Source organism: Ruminococcus difficilis, assembly GCF_016680995.1.
In genome coordinates this window covers 130992-146953 of record NZ_JAEQMG010000163.1, presented here as the reverse complement: position 1 = coordinate 146953, position 15962 = coordinate 130992, and the positions used below count along the sequence as shown (strand labels likewise).

The 15962-nt window shown below is 52.1% G+C and carries 11 protein-coding genes; 9 read left to right on the top strand and 2 right to left on the bottom strand.

The window, feature by feature from the left end:
* Positions 1–53: 53 nt before the first annotated feature.
* Complete coding sequence (locus JKK62_RS15080) at positions 54–3560, top strand: fibronectin type III domain-containing protein (RefSeq protein ID WP_201428627.1); 3507 nt, start codon at positions 54–56, stop codon at positions 3558–3560.
* A gap of 64 nt (positions 3561–3624) precedes the next feature.
* Here the strand turns inward: JKK62_RS15080 and JKK62_RS15075 are convergent, their stop codons facing one another.
* Together JKK62_RS15075 and JKK62_RS15070 are read right to left on the bottom strand one after the other, a co-directional pair.
* A complete protein-coding gene (locus JKK62_RS15075) occupies positions 3625–4320 on the bottom strand; it encodes a 5'-methylthioadenosine/adenosylhomocysteine nucleosidase (protein WP_201428626.1) in 696 nt (231 codons plus the stop codon).
* A 142-nt stretch (positions 4321–4462) separates the two neighbouring features.
* A complete protein-coding gene (locus JKK62_RS15070; protein WP_201428625.1) occupies positions 4463–5191 on the bottom strand; it encodes an RsmE family RNA methyltransferase in 729 nt (242 codons plus the stop codon).
* Between the two features lie 303 nt (positions 5192–5494).
* Between JKK62_RS15070 and JKK62_RS15065 the strand changes: the two genes are divergently transcribed.
* From JKK62_RS15065 to JKK62_RS15030, 8 genes are all read left to right on the top strand, one after another.
* On the top strand, positions 5495–6031 hold the full coding sequence (locus JKK62_RS15065; RefSeq protein ID WP_201428624.1) for a CinA family protein: 537 nt from the start codon (positions 5495–5497) through the stop codon (positions 6029–6031).
* A gap of 150 nt (positions 6032–6181) precedes the next feature.
* Positions 6182–7660, top strand: coding sequence for an RNA polymerase sigma factor (locus tag JKK62_RS15060; RefSeq protein WP_201428623.1), 1479 nt, complete (start codon positions 6182–6184; stop codon positions 7658–7660).
* A gap of 116 nt (positions 7661–7776) precedes the next feature.
* Positions 7777–9432, top strand: a complete 1656-nt coding sequence (locus JKK62_RS15055) for a leucine-rich repeat protein (RefSeq protein WP_201428622.1) — start codon at positions 7777–7779, stop codon at positions 9430–9432.
* A 561-nt stretch (positions 9433–9993) separates the two neighbouring features.
* Entirely contained in the window at positions 9994–11484 is a 1491-nt protein-coding gene (malQ, locus tag JKK62_RS15050) for a 4-alpha-glucanotransferase (RefSeq protein ID WP_201428621.1), read from the top strand.
* A 13-nt stretch (positions 11485–11497) separates the two neighbouring features.
* Entirely contained in the window at positions 11498–13840 is a 2343-nt protein-coding gene (locus JKK62_RS15045) for a glycogen/starch/alpha-glucan phosphorylase (RefSeq protein ID WP_243411878.1), read from the top strand.
* 131 nt (positions 13841–13971) lie between these two features.
* Positions 13972–14523, top strand: coding sequence for a hypothetical protein (locus tag JKK62_RS15040; RefSeq protein ID WP_201428619.1), 552 nt, complete (start codon positions 13972–13974; stop codon positions 14521–14523).
* The gene (locus JKK62_RS15035; RefSeq protein ID WP_201428618.1) at positions 14520–15389 is read left to right on the top strand and encodes a MerR family transcriptional regulator; all 870 of its coding nucleotides are present in this window, start codon (positions 14520–14522) and stop codon (positions 15387–15389) included. The genes JKK62_RS15040 and JKK62_RS15035 overlap by 4 nt, the downstream gene beginning before the upstream one ends.
* Positions 15386–15955 carry an LptM family lipoprotein gene (locus JKK62_RS15030; protein ID WP_201428617.1) on the top strand — a complete coding sequence of 190 codons (570 nt, stop codon included), beginning with the start codon at positions 15386–15388 and terminating at the stop codon, positions 15953–15955. The genes JKK62_RS15035 and JKK62_RS15030 overlap by 4 nt, the downstream gene beginning before the upstream one ends.
* The last annotated feature ends 7 nt before the right edge of the window (positions 15956–15962 follow it).

The window sequence follows — 15962 nt, the reverse complement described above, 5'->3', positions numbered from 1 at the left end:
ACAGTTCCACTGTGGCCAACCCATAGATATTTAAGACAGAAAGAGGTGATCCTATGCGAAGAGTATTACAAAAAACGATTGCCGCATTGCTGGCGGTTCTGATGCTTTCCTCATTTTTGAGCGTAACGGCCGTTGAGCTGGAGGATGAAAACGGTGAGCCGTCAGCAGCAGAGGTCGGGGCAGGTGTGCCCGTGATCACTTCGATGCGTTCCGACCGGGAGGGCGTCCGCATCGAGTGGCAGACGATCTCAGGCGTCCATCATTATCGTGTGGACAAATGGTACAGCGACGGCCGCGGCTGGCAAAGGCTGACGGATACGACACAGCTGTATTATGTCGATCCGTCCGTCGTTTCGGGCAACACGTATCGATATCGCCTCTACGGAATGACCGCTTCCGACGATGTTATGACCACCACCGCTACAAAAACGATCACCTATTCCGCTCCCGCCGTATTGACCGGTGCGGATACAACGGATGAGGGCATCCGTATCTACTGGAACAAGGCTTCGGGCGTCAGCAAGGTGGCTGTACTGCGTATGGAGAACAACGCGTGGAAGCAGATCGCCGTATCCTCCGACAACTCTTATCTGGATGAAAACGTTACCTACGGCAACCGCTACCGCTATACCGTCAGAGAGCTGACGAGCAGCGGCGCGTATATGTTTGATTATTTTGATGAAACAGGGCTGACCCACGCGTATCTGAGAGCACCCGTGCTGAGTGTCGAGAACACGGCAGGCGGCGTGATGCTCAAGTGGGACGCGATCGAAGGCGCCGAAGGCTACCGTGTGTTTTACCGCGGTTCCAACGGATGGACGCGCATGGCGACAACGGAAAACAACTATCTGCTGGATGATGATGTGCGCTCCGGCAACACCTATACCTATACCGTGCGGTGCGTTACCGCCGACGGCGAGCGCTACACCAGCGACTGTGATACAACAGGAAAATCCATCCGCTATATCGCCGCGCCCGTGCTGTTGTCCGCGACCGGCACCGACAGCGGGATCCGTATCACGTGGCAGGCATGTCCCGGCGCCGACAAATACCGTGTCTTTTATCGCGGCAAAAACGGCTGGACAAGGATGGCGGATACCACCGATACCTCGTATCTGGATGAAGAAGTGAGCTCCGGCGTGACCTACACCTACACCGTATGCTGTATGAACGCGGCGGGCGAATATGTCAGTGCCTTTGACCGTGACGGTATCAAAGGGACATATATGGATGCTCCCGATTTTTCCGTCAGCAACGGAACGGACGGCGTCGATATCTCGTGGCAGGCTGTCCAAGGCGCGGAGAAATACCGTATCTATTACTACGGCAGCCGCGGCTGGACGAAGCTGGTCGATACGACCGATACCTCCTATACGGACACCGACGTTGAATCCGGCTACAACTACACCTATACCGTGCGCTGCGTCAACGCGGAGGGTACCGAGTTCACCAGCAGCTATCGTCCCGGCAAAAGCGTCAGGTTTTACACCGCCCCCACTATTACCTCGCTGACCAATACCGAGGACGGCGTTCGTATCAGCTGGGATGCGGTCGGCGGCGCGCAAAAATACCGCGTCTATTATCGCGGCAGAAACGGCTGGACGAGGATGACGGATACCGCCGAAACCTCCTATGTCGATACCGACGTCGCGTCCGGCGCCACCTATACCTATACCGTGCGCTGTGTCAACGACGCGGGCGACGCGTTCCTGAGCTCGTTCAGACCCGGCGTATCCCATACCTTTATCAACGCGCCTGATTTTGAGCTCGTGTGCAACGAAAAGAGCATCACCATCCGTTGGGACGCGGTGGAGGGAGCCGAGCTGTACCGCGTGTATTACCGCGGCGCGAACGGCTGGACAAAGCTCGCCGATACGACACAGACCTCCTTTGAGGACGATGACATCGAATCCGGCTACACCTACACCTATACCGTGCGCTGTCTGAACAAAGAGGCGACACAGTTCACTTCGGATTTCTATCCCGGCAAGAGCATGCGCTATGTCGAGATGCCGAAGCTGACGAGCGTCAGAGGCGGAGCCGAGGGCGTGGAAGTCACATGGAGCGCGAGCAAAGGCGCGACAAAATACCGCGTCTATTACAAGACCGACGGCGGCTGGACAAAAGCCGGCGAGACGACCTCCAACACGTTCGTACACAACGCCGAATCGGGCAGGGATTATACCTATACCGTGCGCTGTATCAACGCGGAGGGAACACAGTTCGAGTCCGACTTTGACGGCACGGGAAAATCGCTCCATTATATCGCCGCGCCGCAAAATCTCAGCGCGGAATGTGATAAGAACCGTATCAAGATCAGTTGGAAGCCCTCCGCGGGCGCCGCGAAATACCGCGTCTACTACTACGGCAGAGACGGTTGGACGCGGCTGACCGAGACGACCGGTACCTCCGTGATCGATGACGACGTTGCCTCCGGCTATACCTACCGCTATACCGTGCGCTGTATCTCGGCGGACGGCAACAGCTTCACCTCCGATTTTAACCACGACGGCGTTTTGTGTCCGTTTACCTATATGCCTGTTATGTATGAACCAGATTTTACCAGAAACGGCATCGAGATCTCGTGGAAAGCGTCTCCCGGTGCGGAAAAATACCGCGTCTACTACTACGGCAGCCGCGGATGGACAAAGCTGACCGAAACGACCGGTACCTCCGTGATCGACACCGACGTTTCGTCAGGTTATTCCTATCGTTATACCGTGCGGTGTATCACCTCCGACGGCACGGCGTTCACCTCCGACTGCGACACGACCGGTGTGAGCATTTACTATGTTTCCGCTCCCAAGCTGATCGACGTCGACGCCGATCCCGACGGCGTGACGCTCACATGGAACAGCCCGAACGGCGCTTCACGATATCGCGTCTACAAAAAGATCAACGGTTCATGGAGCAGGCTCGGTGATACGAGCTCCAACAGCTATACCGATACCGACGTATGGGCAGGCGAGACCTATACCTATACGGTCAGGGTCATCAATTATGCGGGAACCGATTTTTACAGCGGCTTTGACCCGGATGGCTTTGTCATCACCGTGGAAGGCGGCGGTGATACGTCGGGCGACTTCTACTACTACGACCAGACCCAGTATAGTTATCCGTACGGCGACGATACCATCGCGTGGTCCGGCTGCGGTCCCACCTGTTTCGCTATGGTCGCATCCACCATAAAGGACAGGAGGATCACGCCGATCGATGCTGTTAGCTGGTGCGGCAACAAGTACTATATGATGGGAGTCGGCACCTATTGGAGCTATTTCAGCGCCGCCTCCGATCACTTCGGTATCACGATGGAACGGCAGCTCGGTTCCAATGAAACGAACGCTGTGATATCCGCGCTGAAGCAGGGCAAGTATGTCATCAGCGCTCAGGATACGGGCATCTTCACCCGTGGCGGTCACTTCATCGTGCTCGCCGGCATCACCTCCTCCGGCAGGATCATCGTCTACGATCCCAACGGGTGGAACGGCTATATCGGTACGACCTTCACGATGTCCGAGATCTCCGCGTCCGGTACCCAGTACTGGGTGTTCGATAAGTAATACAAATATTCAACGCAAAAGCGCCGTGTACGGTTGGTACACGGCGCTTTCAGCATAAGATTTATTATGCGTTTTTGATGAATTCCTCGATCGCTTTGATCGAACGTTTGGCAGCGATCTCACGGAACTGCATGAAGTCCATGAATTCGTTGTTGTTGAAGTCGTCCGAGATACTGCGCAATATCGCGAACGGAACGCCGTTGCGGAAACAAACGGTGCCGACTGCCGCACCCTCCATCTCACACGCAAGTGCGTTGAAGGTATCCGCGACACGGCTGCGGCGGTCGTGAGCGGAGATGAAGATGTCGCCGGAAGCGATCCTTCCGCGGAACACAGAGATGCCGTCGATGGTCTGACAAGCGTCATACAGCTTATCGGCGGTCGCCTTGTCGGCAGGGAAGTAGGTGCGTTTTTCATCGTTGAACTGTACCTGACCGAGCGGATCGCCCATTTCGGTAGCGTCCATATCGTGCTGGACGCAGTCGTCGGAGATTACGATATCGCCGATGCGGATATCGCCCGACAGTGAGCCAGCGATACCGCTGTTGATGATGACATCGGGATGGTAGGCGTCGATCATGATCTGGGTGCTCATGGCGGCGTTGACTTTGCCGATACCGCATTCACAGCACACGACCTCTTTGCCGTAGATCTCACCCTTGTGGTAGGTGATCTTGGCGATGGTGGTCTCTTCTTTGTTTTCCATCAGTTTGACGATGCCCTCGACCTCGATGCCGAGAGCGCAGATAAATCCTAACATAATATACCTCCGGTATTAGTGTTCAGTGGTTAGTGGTCAGTGGTCAGTATCGCAGGTCGCTTTGCTCCGATGATTAGCAATCGGGTGCGGGCAGAGCCCGCCCATTTGCTGATCACTAATCACTGATCACTAATCACTGATTTTATTCCAAGTTTCCTGTCAGCAGCATCGCCGCGCACAGTGCCGCGACGGGTGCTGTCTGGGCGCGCAGGATGCGCTTACCCAATGTGGCGACCTTTACGCCGTGATCGGTGAGATAATCGATCTCCTCCTGCTCAAAGCCGCCCTCCGATCCCGTGATCAGCGCGAGCGTTCCGAGCTTGCCGCGGATCAGGGAGCCGAGCTTTTCACCGCCGCATTCGTAAAAGACGACTGACATGTCCGTATCCTTGACGATGTCGGGGATATCGCGCAGGCTGACGCAGGGGTTGACGCGCGGGATGACGCCGCGGCGGGATTGTGAGGCGGCGTTATCGGCGATCTTCTGCCACCGGGCGAGCTTTTTGCTCATGCTCTTTTCGTCCGGGCGCGAGATGCACCGCGCGCTGAGAAACGGTGTGATCTCGCTTACGCCCAACTCGACCGCCTTTTGCACTACGTCGTCGATCTTATCGCCCTTCATCAGCGCGATGAACAGGTTGACGCGCACATCGGGCTCCTGCTCACATTCGGTCGAGCGCAGGATGCGCACGGTCACAGTGTCACGCGTGATCTCGGTGATCTCACATTCATGCCGTCTGCCGTCGGGGGTACAAAGGGTCAGCGCTTCGCCGATCTTCATCCTGAGCGACCGCGCGATATGCGACGCATCCTCACCTGTGATGGTATAGTATTCGGTTGTAAGGTCGTCATTCGCGAAAAACCAAGCCATGTTATCTCCGTTGTGCAGTCATTGCGAGGGCTCGACATAGATGTCAGCCCGCGGCAATCGCAACATTCCGTATTTGTAAACAAATTCTAACAAATTTTGATGAGGATTGCAATAGGGGAGAAGAAGGTTTATAATAATGAGGAATTAGTAATTAGGAATGAGGAATTGCGGGAAACGCGTGACCGCGTTTTGATTCCTATATTGTTGGAACGAAACGTTTTATTAAATATATAAAAGGGTGTGGGCGAAGCCCACCATCAATTCCTAATTCCTAACTCCTAATTACTAATTATCCCGGAGGTTATGATGAAAACATCTGAATTACTGGAGCTGTTGGCTCAGGATCATATTGACGAAAAGGAACTGTCCGATTTGTTGGTGGCGGCATTGACCAGGCAGAAAAAGCGCATCGCGACTGCCGAGAGCTGTACCGGCGGATTGGTATCCGGCGCTCTTACCTCGGTATCGGGCGCGTCCGGCGTATTCGACTGCGGCGTTTGCACCTACGCGAATCATATCAAGCACAAGATCCTCGGCGTGCGCGAGGAGACGCTCTCCACCTACGGCGCGGTATCGGATCGCACCGCCGCCGAGATGGCGCGCGGCGTCCGATTGCTCGCGGGCGCGGATATCGGCATCTCCACCACCGGAATCGCCGGACCCTTGGGCGGTACGATATACAAGCCCGTCGGACTGGTCTATATCGGCATCAGCACCGAGCTGGGTCTGCATACCGAAAAGATGCTCCTCGGCGAGAACAACGCCGACCGTGAGCGGATCAGAGAACTCGCCGTCACCGCCGCCTTGTATTTCGCGCTCAAGGAAACAGAGAAGCTGTAAACAACACCATCGGTTCTGCCGATGGTGTTATCTTCGTTAACGATTTATAATAATCATAAACTGTATCAAAATAATTACAATTTTTTGTATTTTAGATCCGAATTCGTTTTTCTATCATCATATAAATAGAAAAGCAGAGGGGGAGAACCATTGACAGAACTATCGCAAGAATTAGTAGATGGATTGCGAGCGGGAAAATCCGAGGCATACGAACAATTATATGATCAGTACTACGAGTCGGTCTATACGTTGACTTACGGCATGTTGCAGAATTATGACGACGCGCAGGACGCTGTTCAGCTAACCTTTATCCATGTGTTCCAAAAGCTGTCTACATTAAAAAACGACAGGAACTTTTCTTCATGGATGATGAAGATCGCGAACAATGAGGCGCTGATGATCCTGCGCAAGCGCAGGAATTTGCCTGTTCCGGACGAGGATATCGATGTGAAGCTGTTGGAGCAGTCAAGCGATGAGCCGATGCTGCCCGCAACGATGGCGGAACGGCGCGATACCGCCGATCAGCTGCGCCGCATGATCGAGAAGCTGCCCTATGAACAGCGCGAGACACTGGTGCTGTATTATTATCATCAGCAAAAGCTCAAGGAGATCGCCGCGATCATGGATTGCAGCGAGAGCACGGCAAAATCCCGCCTGCGCTATGCGCGTGCCTCAGTTAAAAAAGAGGTTGAGCAATGGGAGAAGAAGTACGGCGAGAAATTCCGCGGCGTCGCCGTGGCTCCCTTCGGCGAGGTGTTTGTTCAGCTGTTGCAAAAGGACGCGAAGAAGAATCGCCGCAAGAAAAGAACATGGAGAGTGATCCTCCCGGCGATCTATACCACCTCGGGATCGGCAGGCTACGCGGCGGGCGTGTTCACGACTGCGAGTTCCTCGCTGATCATCAAGCTCGCGGCAGGAGCGGCGGCGTGTGTGATCGCCGTGACAGGGATCGCGGGTATCGCGTCAGGCGGCGGAAACGGCGAAGAAAAGGGCGGCAGCTTCTACGGAGGCTCCGGACAGGCGCAGGGTCAGCAACAGGAAGCAGCACAAAATCAAAACCTCAATCGGGAGGAGATCTCAAATAGTGTTCAATCTGTTTCATCCCAAAAGCCTGTGACAGAACCGCCGCAATCCGAAACAGAAGAGAGCGATATACTATCCGAACAGGAAAGAGAGCTGTTTGATGAAATCAATAATATGCGTATTGAGGCTGGTTTGCCTCTTTTTACGATCTCCAGATTTCTGTGTGATCACGCTCAGGATGGTGTGATTTATTATGATCGATTACGTCAATCGGAACCGAGACCTGCTGATGGGTTGTATAAGGATGAGCTCGAGGATCGGTATATTCAAACACAGACTGATTTGGATATGAACGAAGGAAGAGATGTCATATATTTTCATTTGGAAGCTCCTACACCGCAGGACGCCGCAGCGAAATTCTGGCAGGAATACGATTTACCCGATTATGATGAATATGTTGAAATGAACGGGAGTGAACTATATGAAAAAAGGTTTAACAGAAGCGGCGAAGTAGGTATTGCGCATTTGCCGGAAAGCACACTCTGGGTTGTCATTCTGGATCAGGGATATAAACAGGATTTGTATGATAACGGCATCATCGGATAAATTTAAAAAAATCAAAAAATGTAGATCCTTTTTGTTGTTTCGTGCATCTTTATTGGTGAGAACGGAAAAAGTTCTTCTTTCGCCAATTTAAGCACAAACAACTAAAGGAGGAAATCATGAACAACAAAAAGAAAATCTTATCCGTGGTCTTGGCGCTGATACTGACGCTGAGTACCGTTGCTGCCGTACCATCCGGCGCTGTAGCCGCAAGGGTCGATCCTGCCGCGTCGGGAGACGCCGATCAATATGTCTATACCGACAAAAACGGCAATGAGTATATCTGGGAGGATGATCTGTCGGAAAAGCCTGAGATCGTGTCCGTGATCACAGAGGTTCACAATGTCAGCGGTGAGCTGGTGCTGCCGTTATACCTTATCGGTTATAAGGATGACGTCTGTTTTGACGGCGGCGATAAATTCTATTTCGCTGACAGCGCGTTCGATACTGTCGACACAGATTTCCCGATCACCTCGATCGACTTTTCACAGATGTACAGCAATTTCGGTGTTGACCGCTTCATGGATCATATCGATCATTTCAAGGAAGCATGCCCCGCATTGCAGACGGTCATCGGTCGTAACGGAGCTTATGAGATAGAGCACGGCAGCGCTACCCCGGACGAGGCGGATTCGAACGAAAGCTACATCGAGCTCAACGGCGGCAGACTCTATTATTCGGATTATGACGGCTATTTATATTTTACAAGAGCAGAGGGAATCACCGGCGACGTCGAGATCCCCGATCATATCAACGGCAAACCTCTCGTCTATGATAGGGCATCGACGATGATTGAAGATTGTCCGGAGCTGACCTCGTTGACGATACCCGCTGAACCCGATGGATACGGTGTACTCTTTTATTATATTCGGAACTGCCCAAAACTGAAAACGATTACATTCTTGGATGAGCATCCTTCTATAAACGGAAGTAAAATTAAAAATTGCCCGAGCCTTGAGCGGATCGATACGCCTAATTGTGACGAGCTGCATTGTGAGAACGGTCTGCTCTATGACGGCAGTCGTCTGGTTCTTGCCTTGGGCAAGAGCGGCGACTTTACCATTCCGAGCGATGTGACCGTGATCGAAGAATACGCGTTCAGTAATTGCCCCGATCTGAGCAGTGTGACGATCCCCGCCTCTGTCACAAAGTGGGTTAACGCGTTTGCGGGTCAAAAGAAGCTGAAAGAAGCAACTGTGTGCAAGGGTGTAACGAATATCGATAGCTCCGCGTTTCAAAATTGCACCTCGCTTGAAAAGATCAACATTCCTGATTCCGCAGAACGGATCGGATATTGGGCGTTCCTTGATTGTGTGAACCTGAAGCAAGTCAACATTCCTTCCTCGGTGAACGAAGTTCCGGACGGTGCTTTTATGAACACCGGTCTTTCACAAATTACGCTCCTTCCCGAAGTGACAACAATTAGTGACTATGCTTTCGGAGACCCTTTCGCTGATCGGGAGAAGAACAAGGACTTCACGATCAAGGGCATGAAAGGCAGTGCGGCCGAGGAATACGCGACAAAATGGGGTTTCACATTTGTGCCGTTATCCGGGGCAAAGCTCGGTGACGCGGACGGCGACGGTGAGATCACCCCGGTTGACGCGACGCTGGTTCAGCGATTTGACGCGAATATGAAGATCAGCGTGGATGAAGCTGCCCTGATGTGCGCAGACGTAGACGGAAGCGGTACGCTTGATGTAGTCGATTCCACATTGACACAACGTTATTTGGCGAATATCGCGATCCCTTACCCGATCGGTCAGCTATGCTGAGCGGTCGGAAAGGGTAGCGGTTCGTGCATTTTTCTCCACCGAAGAACCCTGTGCAAGCAGGGTTCTTCCAACTAAAAAATCGTTCATTAATCGATGGTTTTGATCCTGTCGGTAAGGGCTGCGGTTCAAAACGGCAAGGAAATGGTTTTTCAGGCTGCATACGAATCGCAGCCCCTCCTTATAAATGAAAAAACACCGGAGATTATCCTGCCTTTTCGACATAATCTGTCAACTGAATCACCATTCATCTTCCTTTCCTTTACAAACTCCCCTGTCGTGTGTGCAGGGGAGTTTTTCTGCATACAATGCCCTTATCATGATTGTTGAGAACGCCGGATCAACGCCCTTTGAAATCGTCTTGTTTCGTGGCGCGGATAAATCTTTTCATATTTGTAACGATTTTTATAAAAAAGGTTGTAATTTATTCATTCATATGTTAAAATATTGAAGAATAGGGTCGGTAGCTATGCTTTTATCTGTGCAAGATATACAATTTCAGCATCGAATCTTTGTAGCCATAGCGATAAACCGATTAAATTTAATATGACAGGAGTTGAAATTATGGCAAGAGTTTCCGGTGTGCTCATGCCCATCACCTCTTTACCGTCGCCGTACGGAATCGGCACCATCGGCAAAGAGGCGAGACAATTCGCGGACTTTTTGAAGGCCGCGGGACAGTCTGTCTGGCAGATCCTGCCCGTCGGACCCACCAGCTACGGAGACAGCCCCTACCAGAGTTTTTCTACTTATGCGGGCAATCCTTACATGATCGATCTTGACACGCTTGTCAAAGAGGGTCTTTTGACCAAGGCGCAGATCGAACAATTCTACTGGGGCAACAATGCGGAAGAGATCGACTACGGCGCGATCTATTACAGCCGCTTTGAGGTGCTGAAGATCGCTTATGAAAAGTTCCTGGAGGGCGATCGCAAGGCATTTAACTCCTTTAAGAGAAAGAATTCCAAGTGGATCAAGGACTATGCGCTGTATATGGCGGTCAAGAAGTATTTCGGTAACAAGGCGTGGCCCGATTGGGACGATGAAGAGATCCGCGTTCGCAATGAAGAAGCCATCGCCCGCTATACCCGCAAGTTCCGCAAGGAGATCGACTTCTGGAAGTGGGTACAGTTCGAGTTCTATAAGCAGTGGGAGGATTTCCGCGCGTATGTTAACGGTCTGGGCATCAAGATCTTAGGCGATATGCCGATCTATGTCGCGATGGACTCCGCCGATACCTGGGCGAACCCCGAGGTGTTCTGGCTGGATGAGAATCTGGATCCCGTATGCGTCGCCGGCTGCCCGCCCGATTACTTCTCCGCGACCGGTCAGCTGTGGGGCAACCCGCTGTATGACTGGGATTATCTGGAGGAGACCGGCTATGATTGGTGGATGGGTCGTATCGCCGCCGCCGACAAGCTCTTTGACATCACCCGTATCGACCACTTCCGCGCGTTCGACACCTACTATGCCATTCCCTTCGGCTCCGAGAACGCCATCAACGGCGAGTGGATCGACGGCCCCGGCATCGACTTCTTCAACGTCATGCGTGAGAAGCTGGGCGATATCCAGATCGTCGCCGAGGATCTGGGCGAGCTCTTCGACAGCGTAAAGGAGCTGCTCAAGGAGAGCGGTTATCCGGGCATGAAGGTGCTGGAATTCGCCTTTGCGGATGATGACGAAAACGACTTCTTGCCGCATAACTACACAGAGAACTGTGTCGTCTATACCGGTACCCATGACAACGATACCGTCTTAGGCTGGTACAGCCAGATAGACGGCTGGGAGAAAGAACATTGTAACAAATATCTCGGTATCCATCCGGGTGACGAGGTCAACTGGAAGTTCATCGAAGCGGCGTATAAGAGCGTCGCGAACTATGCGATCATCCAGATGCAGGATATCCTCGGACTGGGCAGCGAGGCGCGTATCAACGTACCGTCCACGCTGGGCAGTAACTGGGTATGGCGCATGAAGGAAGGCGCCGCCACCAAGGAGATTGCCGATAGATTATATAACTTATCTAAAACTAATTCACGTTTGGAGGAAAAGTAAAATGAGCATTACTATGGAACAGATTACCGAACTGTCGAGAAGTGCGTTTTGTACTGCGCCCAAGCATCTGACCACCCCGCAGCTCCACCTGGTCGTCGGTAAGGCGGTCATGGGCGAGATCGCTCAGAACTGGTCACGCAGCAGAAAGAAGCATGCCGAGGGTCGCAGAGCCTACTACTTCTCCGCAGAATTCCTGATGGGTAGAATGATCTACAACAACCTGTACTGTGCCGGTATCCTTGACGAGGTCAAGAGCCTGTTGAAGAGCAAGGGCATCGACATCAACCAGTTTGAAGAGATCGAAGACGCCGCTCTGGGTAACGGCGGTCTGGGCAGACTGGCTGCCTGCTTCCTCGATTCCGCTGCGACACAGGAGGTTCCGCTTGACGGCTATGGAATCTTCTATCGCTACGGTCTGTTCAAGCAGCTGATCAAGGACGGCTATCAGGTAGAGGTCGCCGATGATTGGCTCAAGAATCCCGATCCGTGGTGCATCCGCCGTGACGATCAGTCTCAGATCGTTCAGTTCGCCGACAGCACCGTTGTCGCCGTTCCTTATGATATGGCGATCATCGGCTACGGCACCAAGAACATCAACACCCTGCGTCTGTGGCAGGCTGAGCCTGTCGAGGGCTTTGACTTCCTCGCGTTCAACGACGGCCGTTATGACGACGCTGTTAAGAACAAGAACAACTGTGAGAACATCTCCAAGGTTCTGTACCCCAACGACAACAGCTACGAGGGCAAGATCCTGCGCTTAAAGCAGCAGTACTTCTTCTCCTCCGCTTCTCTGCAGGATATCATCCGCAGATATAAGAAGAAATATGACACCGACTTCTCTCATTTCGCGGAGATGACCACCATCCAGCTCAACGATACCCATCCCGTTGTATCCATCCCCGAGCTGATCCGTCTGCTCCAGAAAGAGGGCGTCGACTTTGATCAGGCGTTCGATATCGCGCAGAAGACCTTCAACTACACCAACCACACCGTTATGGCTGAGGCGCTGGAGAAGTGGGATACCGGTCTGATGAAGATGATCATCCCCGAGGTTTACGCCATCATCGAGCGCATCAACGAGCGTCAGTGGAACGACCTCAAGTACAAGGGCGTTGAAGAGCACAACATCAACGCGATGGGCATCATCCGCGACGGTAAGGTCCATATGGCAAGACTCGCGATGTATGTATCTTCCTATGTCAACGGCGTTGCGTGGATCCACACCGAGATCCTCAAGAACGACGTTCTCAAGGAGTGGTACTGGGTATATCCGGAGCGCTTCCAGAACAAGACCAACGGTATCACCCAGCGCCGCTGGCTTGGTCTGTGCAACCCCGAGCTCGCTTCCTTTATCACCGACCGCATCGGTTCCGGCTGGCTCAAGGATATGAGCAAGATGGAGAAGCTCGGCGCGCACATCAACCCCGATTCCGTCAAGGAATTCAATAAGATCAAATTGGCGAAGAAGAAACAGCTCGCCGCCTATGTCAAGAAGATGGACGGCGTTGAGATCAACCCGAAGTTCATCTTTGACATCCAGGTCAAGCGTCTGCACGAGTATAAGAGACAGCTGCTCAACGCGTTCTCGATCATGTGGATCTACTTCCGCATCAAGAGCGGTCAGCTGCCCGACTTCCAGCCGACCTGCTTCATCTTCGGCGCTAAGGCTGCTCCCGGTTATAAGAGAGCGAAAGCCATCATCAAGTATATCAACGAGATCGCGAACCTCGTCAACAACGATCCCGACACCAAGGACAAGCTCCAGGTCGTATTCGTCAGCAACTACAATGTTTCTTACGCAGAGAAGCTGGTCGTAGCGGCGGATATCTCCGAGCAGACCTCCACCGCGGGTACAGAGGCTTCCGGTACCGGTAACATGAAGTTCATGTTCAACGGCGCTGTGACCCTCGGCACCTATGACGGCGCGAATGTTGAGATCGCGCAGCAGGCGGGTGAAGAGAACGAGTATATCTTCGGCGGCAGAGTCGAGGATATCGAGCGCCTCAAGAAGGAAGGCTACGACGCGAGAGCGCTGTATAACGGTAACCCGATGATCAAGCGTGTCGTAGACACCCTGATCGACGGTACCTTCTCCGACGGCGGCGCTCAGGGCGAGGGTTCCTTCGCTGAGCTGCACAACGCGCTCATCAACGGCACCAACTGGCACCATGCCGACCATTACTTCCTGCTTTATGATCTGGAAGATTATGTCGCGAAGAAGCTGCAGGCGAACACCGATTATAAGGATCGTGTCGCCTTCGGTACCAAGTGCCTCAAGAACGTAGCGCACTGCGGCATCTTCAGCTCCGACCGCACCATCCTCCAGTATGCTGAGGAGATCTGGAAAGTTAAGTGATCTTAAAATCACGAACCTGAAAAAACGGACTGCCCCGAGTAATCGGGGCAGTTTTTTTGGAAAAACACTTGACTTTTACGCAGGGTAAAAGTATAGAATACAGTTAATTCAGAACCATACGGAGGTGCGGCATGAAAAAGATCGTCTGTTTGGCGGCGACGATGGCTGTCATTCTCTGCTTGACAGCTTGTAGGAAATATTCGACGGATAAAGATAAATACCTTAGCTTTGCGAGGGAAAACAAGGTTATGCCTGTTGAAGCGGATTTAGGCGATTATACCTGTTTTCATACACTTTGCTATCCTGATATGGGACTGGATAACTATACGCTGATCGCTTGCTATGATAATGCGCAGTATCAAACAGAAAAAGGAAAGGTGCAGGAGCGATATATCTTTGAAACAGAAGCTTTATATGATTCTGTTGAACAACATCAGCTCGAATCGAAATTCACACTAGGCGAGTATGAGTTCTTTCTGTTGGACGCGGAGGAATACGGTTGCCACTCTCCGGAATCGTACTTTATCGGTTTTAACGATAAGAAGTATCAAATAGCATATGTTTACTATTCTGATCGTTCTTTGGACGTGGTGTACTCGTATGAAGATATCTTGATCGATAAATGCGGTTGGAGCATAGCGGTATTCCGCGCGGAAGATCTATCTAAAAGGATGAAAACATGAAAATTAAAGCCGTATGTGAGCGCACGGGGCTTTCCGATCGCGCAATCCGCCTGTACATCGACAGCGGACTGCTCGCGCCCGATAAAACCGAAAACTATACAGGCAGGCGTTCCTTTGACTTCTCCGATGACGACGTCACCCGGCTCGATCAGATTGCCGTTCTGCGCGCGTCGGGCTTTTCGATCGCACAGATCAGAGAGGTGCAGGAGAATCCCGAACACATTCCTGCCATCGTCGCCGAGGTGACCGAAAAGCAGGAAACGGAGCTGAGAAAAGGAGAGAAAGTGCTCGGCTCATTAAACGCACTCAGCGAAAAGATCGGCTCGTTTGAAGAACTCGCCGATTCGCTGGCGGATGATGAGCATCCCGAAGCGCCCTCTGAGGACAGCCGTATGCGGATCCGTTACCTGATCGCGCGGTTTATCGAGGGCGCGTACAGCAGCGCTGTCATTGACGGCATTGTTCGCACGGTCATCTTGATCGCTTTAGTCTTGTTTGGATATCACATTAAATTCGACAGCGACGGCGGCTATCTGTTTTCAGCGGGAATGTGGGTCGATCTCGCCGTGATCGCAGTCGCGGCAGGTGTTACCGCACTCTCGGCGTGGTTCACCTTGCGGGATGATGACGCGGTGAATACGGCGGTCAAGCTGTTTTTGAGCAATCTTGTCGTCGCCGCCGCGGTAGGCGCAATGTTCCTCGTCTGGCTGATCATGCGGATCATCCTTTATCCTGTCCGACCGATCCCGAACTACGAGACCATCCATATCGCTGAGCTGTGGATCGGCTTCATCCTCGTTTCGGCGGCGGTCAGAGTGATAACCCTGTGGACGGCGTATAAAAGAAGGGCGAGAGCGGAGTTATGAAAAAGCTGATTTGCCTGTTCATGGCTGTAGTATTGCTGTTGTTACTCTCAGGGTGCAGTCGTAATAATACAGATATCGCTGTATATGAAAAATTTGCGGCAAAGGACGAGAATATGCCCAAACTCAGCGAATTGGGAGAATATATTTCTGTTAACACCTTGTACCATTACGGAATGATATATATTTTTGAATGGGAAGCATACAATCTGATCGTCGAGTATGGGGAAGAGGATTATGAGAGCGCAAAAGCGGCTGCACAGGAAAAATACACCTTTGAGACAGAAGAGTTGAAGGGCAAACGAAGTATCGGATATGACGCTTGGCAGGACGTCAGTCTTTCTCCCTCCTTCACGTTTGAGGGCTATCAGATGAATCTGCTCAAGCAGGGAGAGTTATACTCCGATCGTTTTCCAAAGCTGGCGTATTTTGTCGGCTTCAATGATGAGACCCATAAGATCGCCTATGTCTATTTTAGGGATCCCGATCTGGATGCTGTCGATTCTATGGAAGAGGTTTTGACCAAATACTGCGGTTGGATGACAATGTTCCTGAGAAATATGCTGTAACAATTTT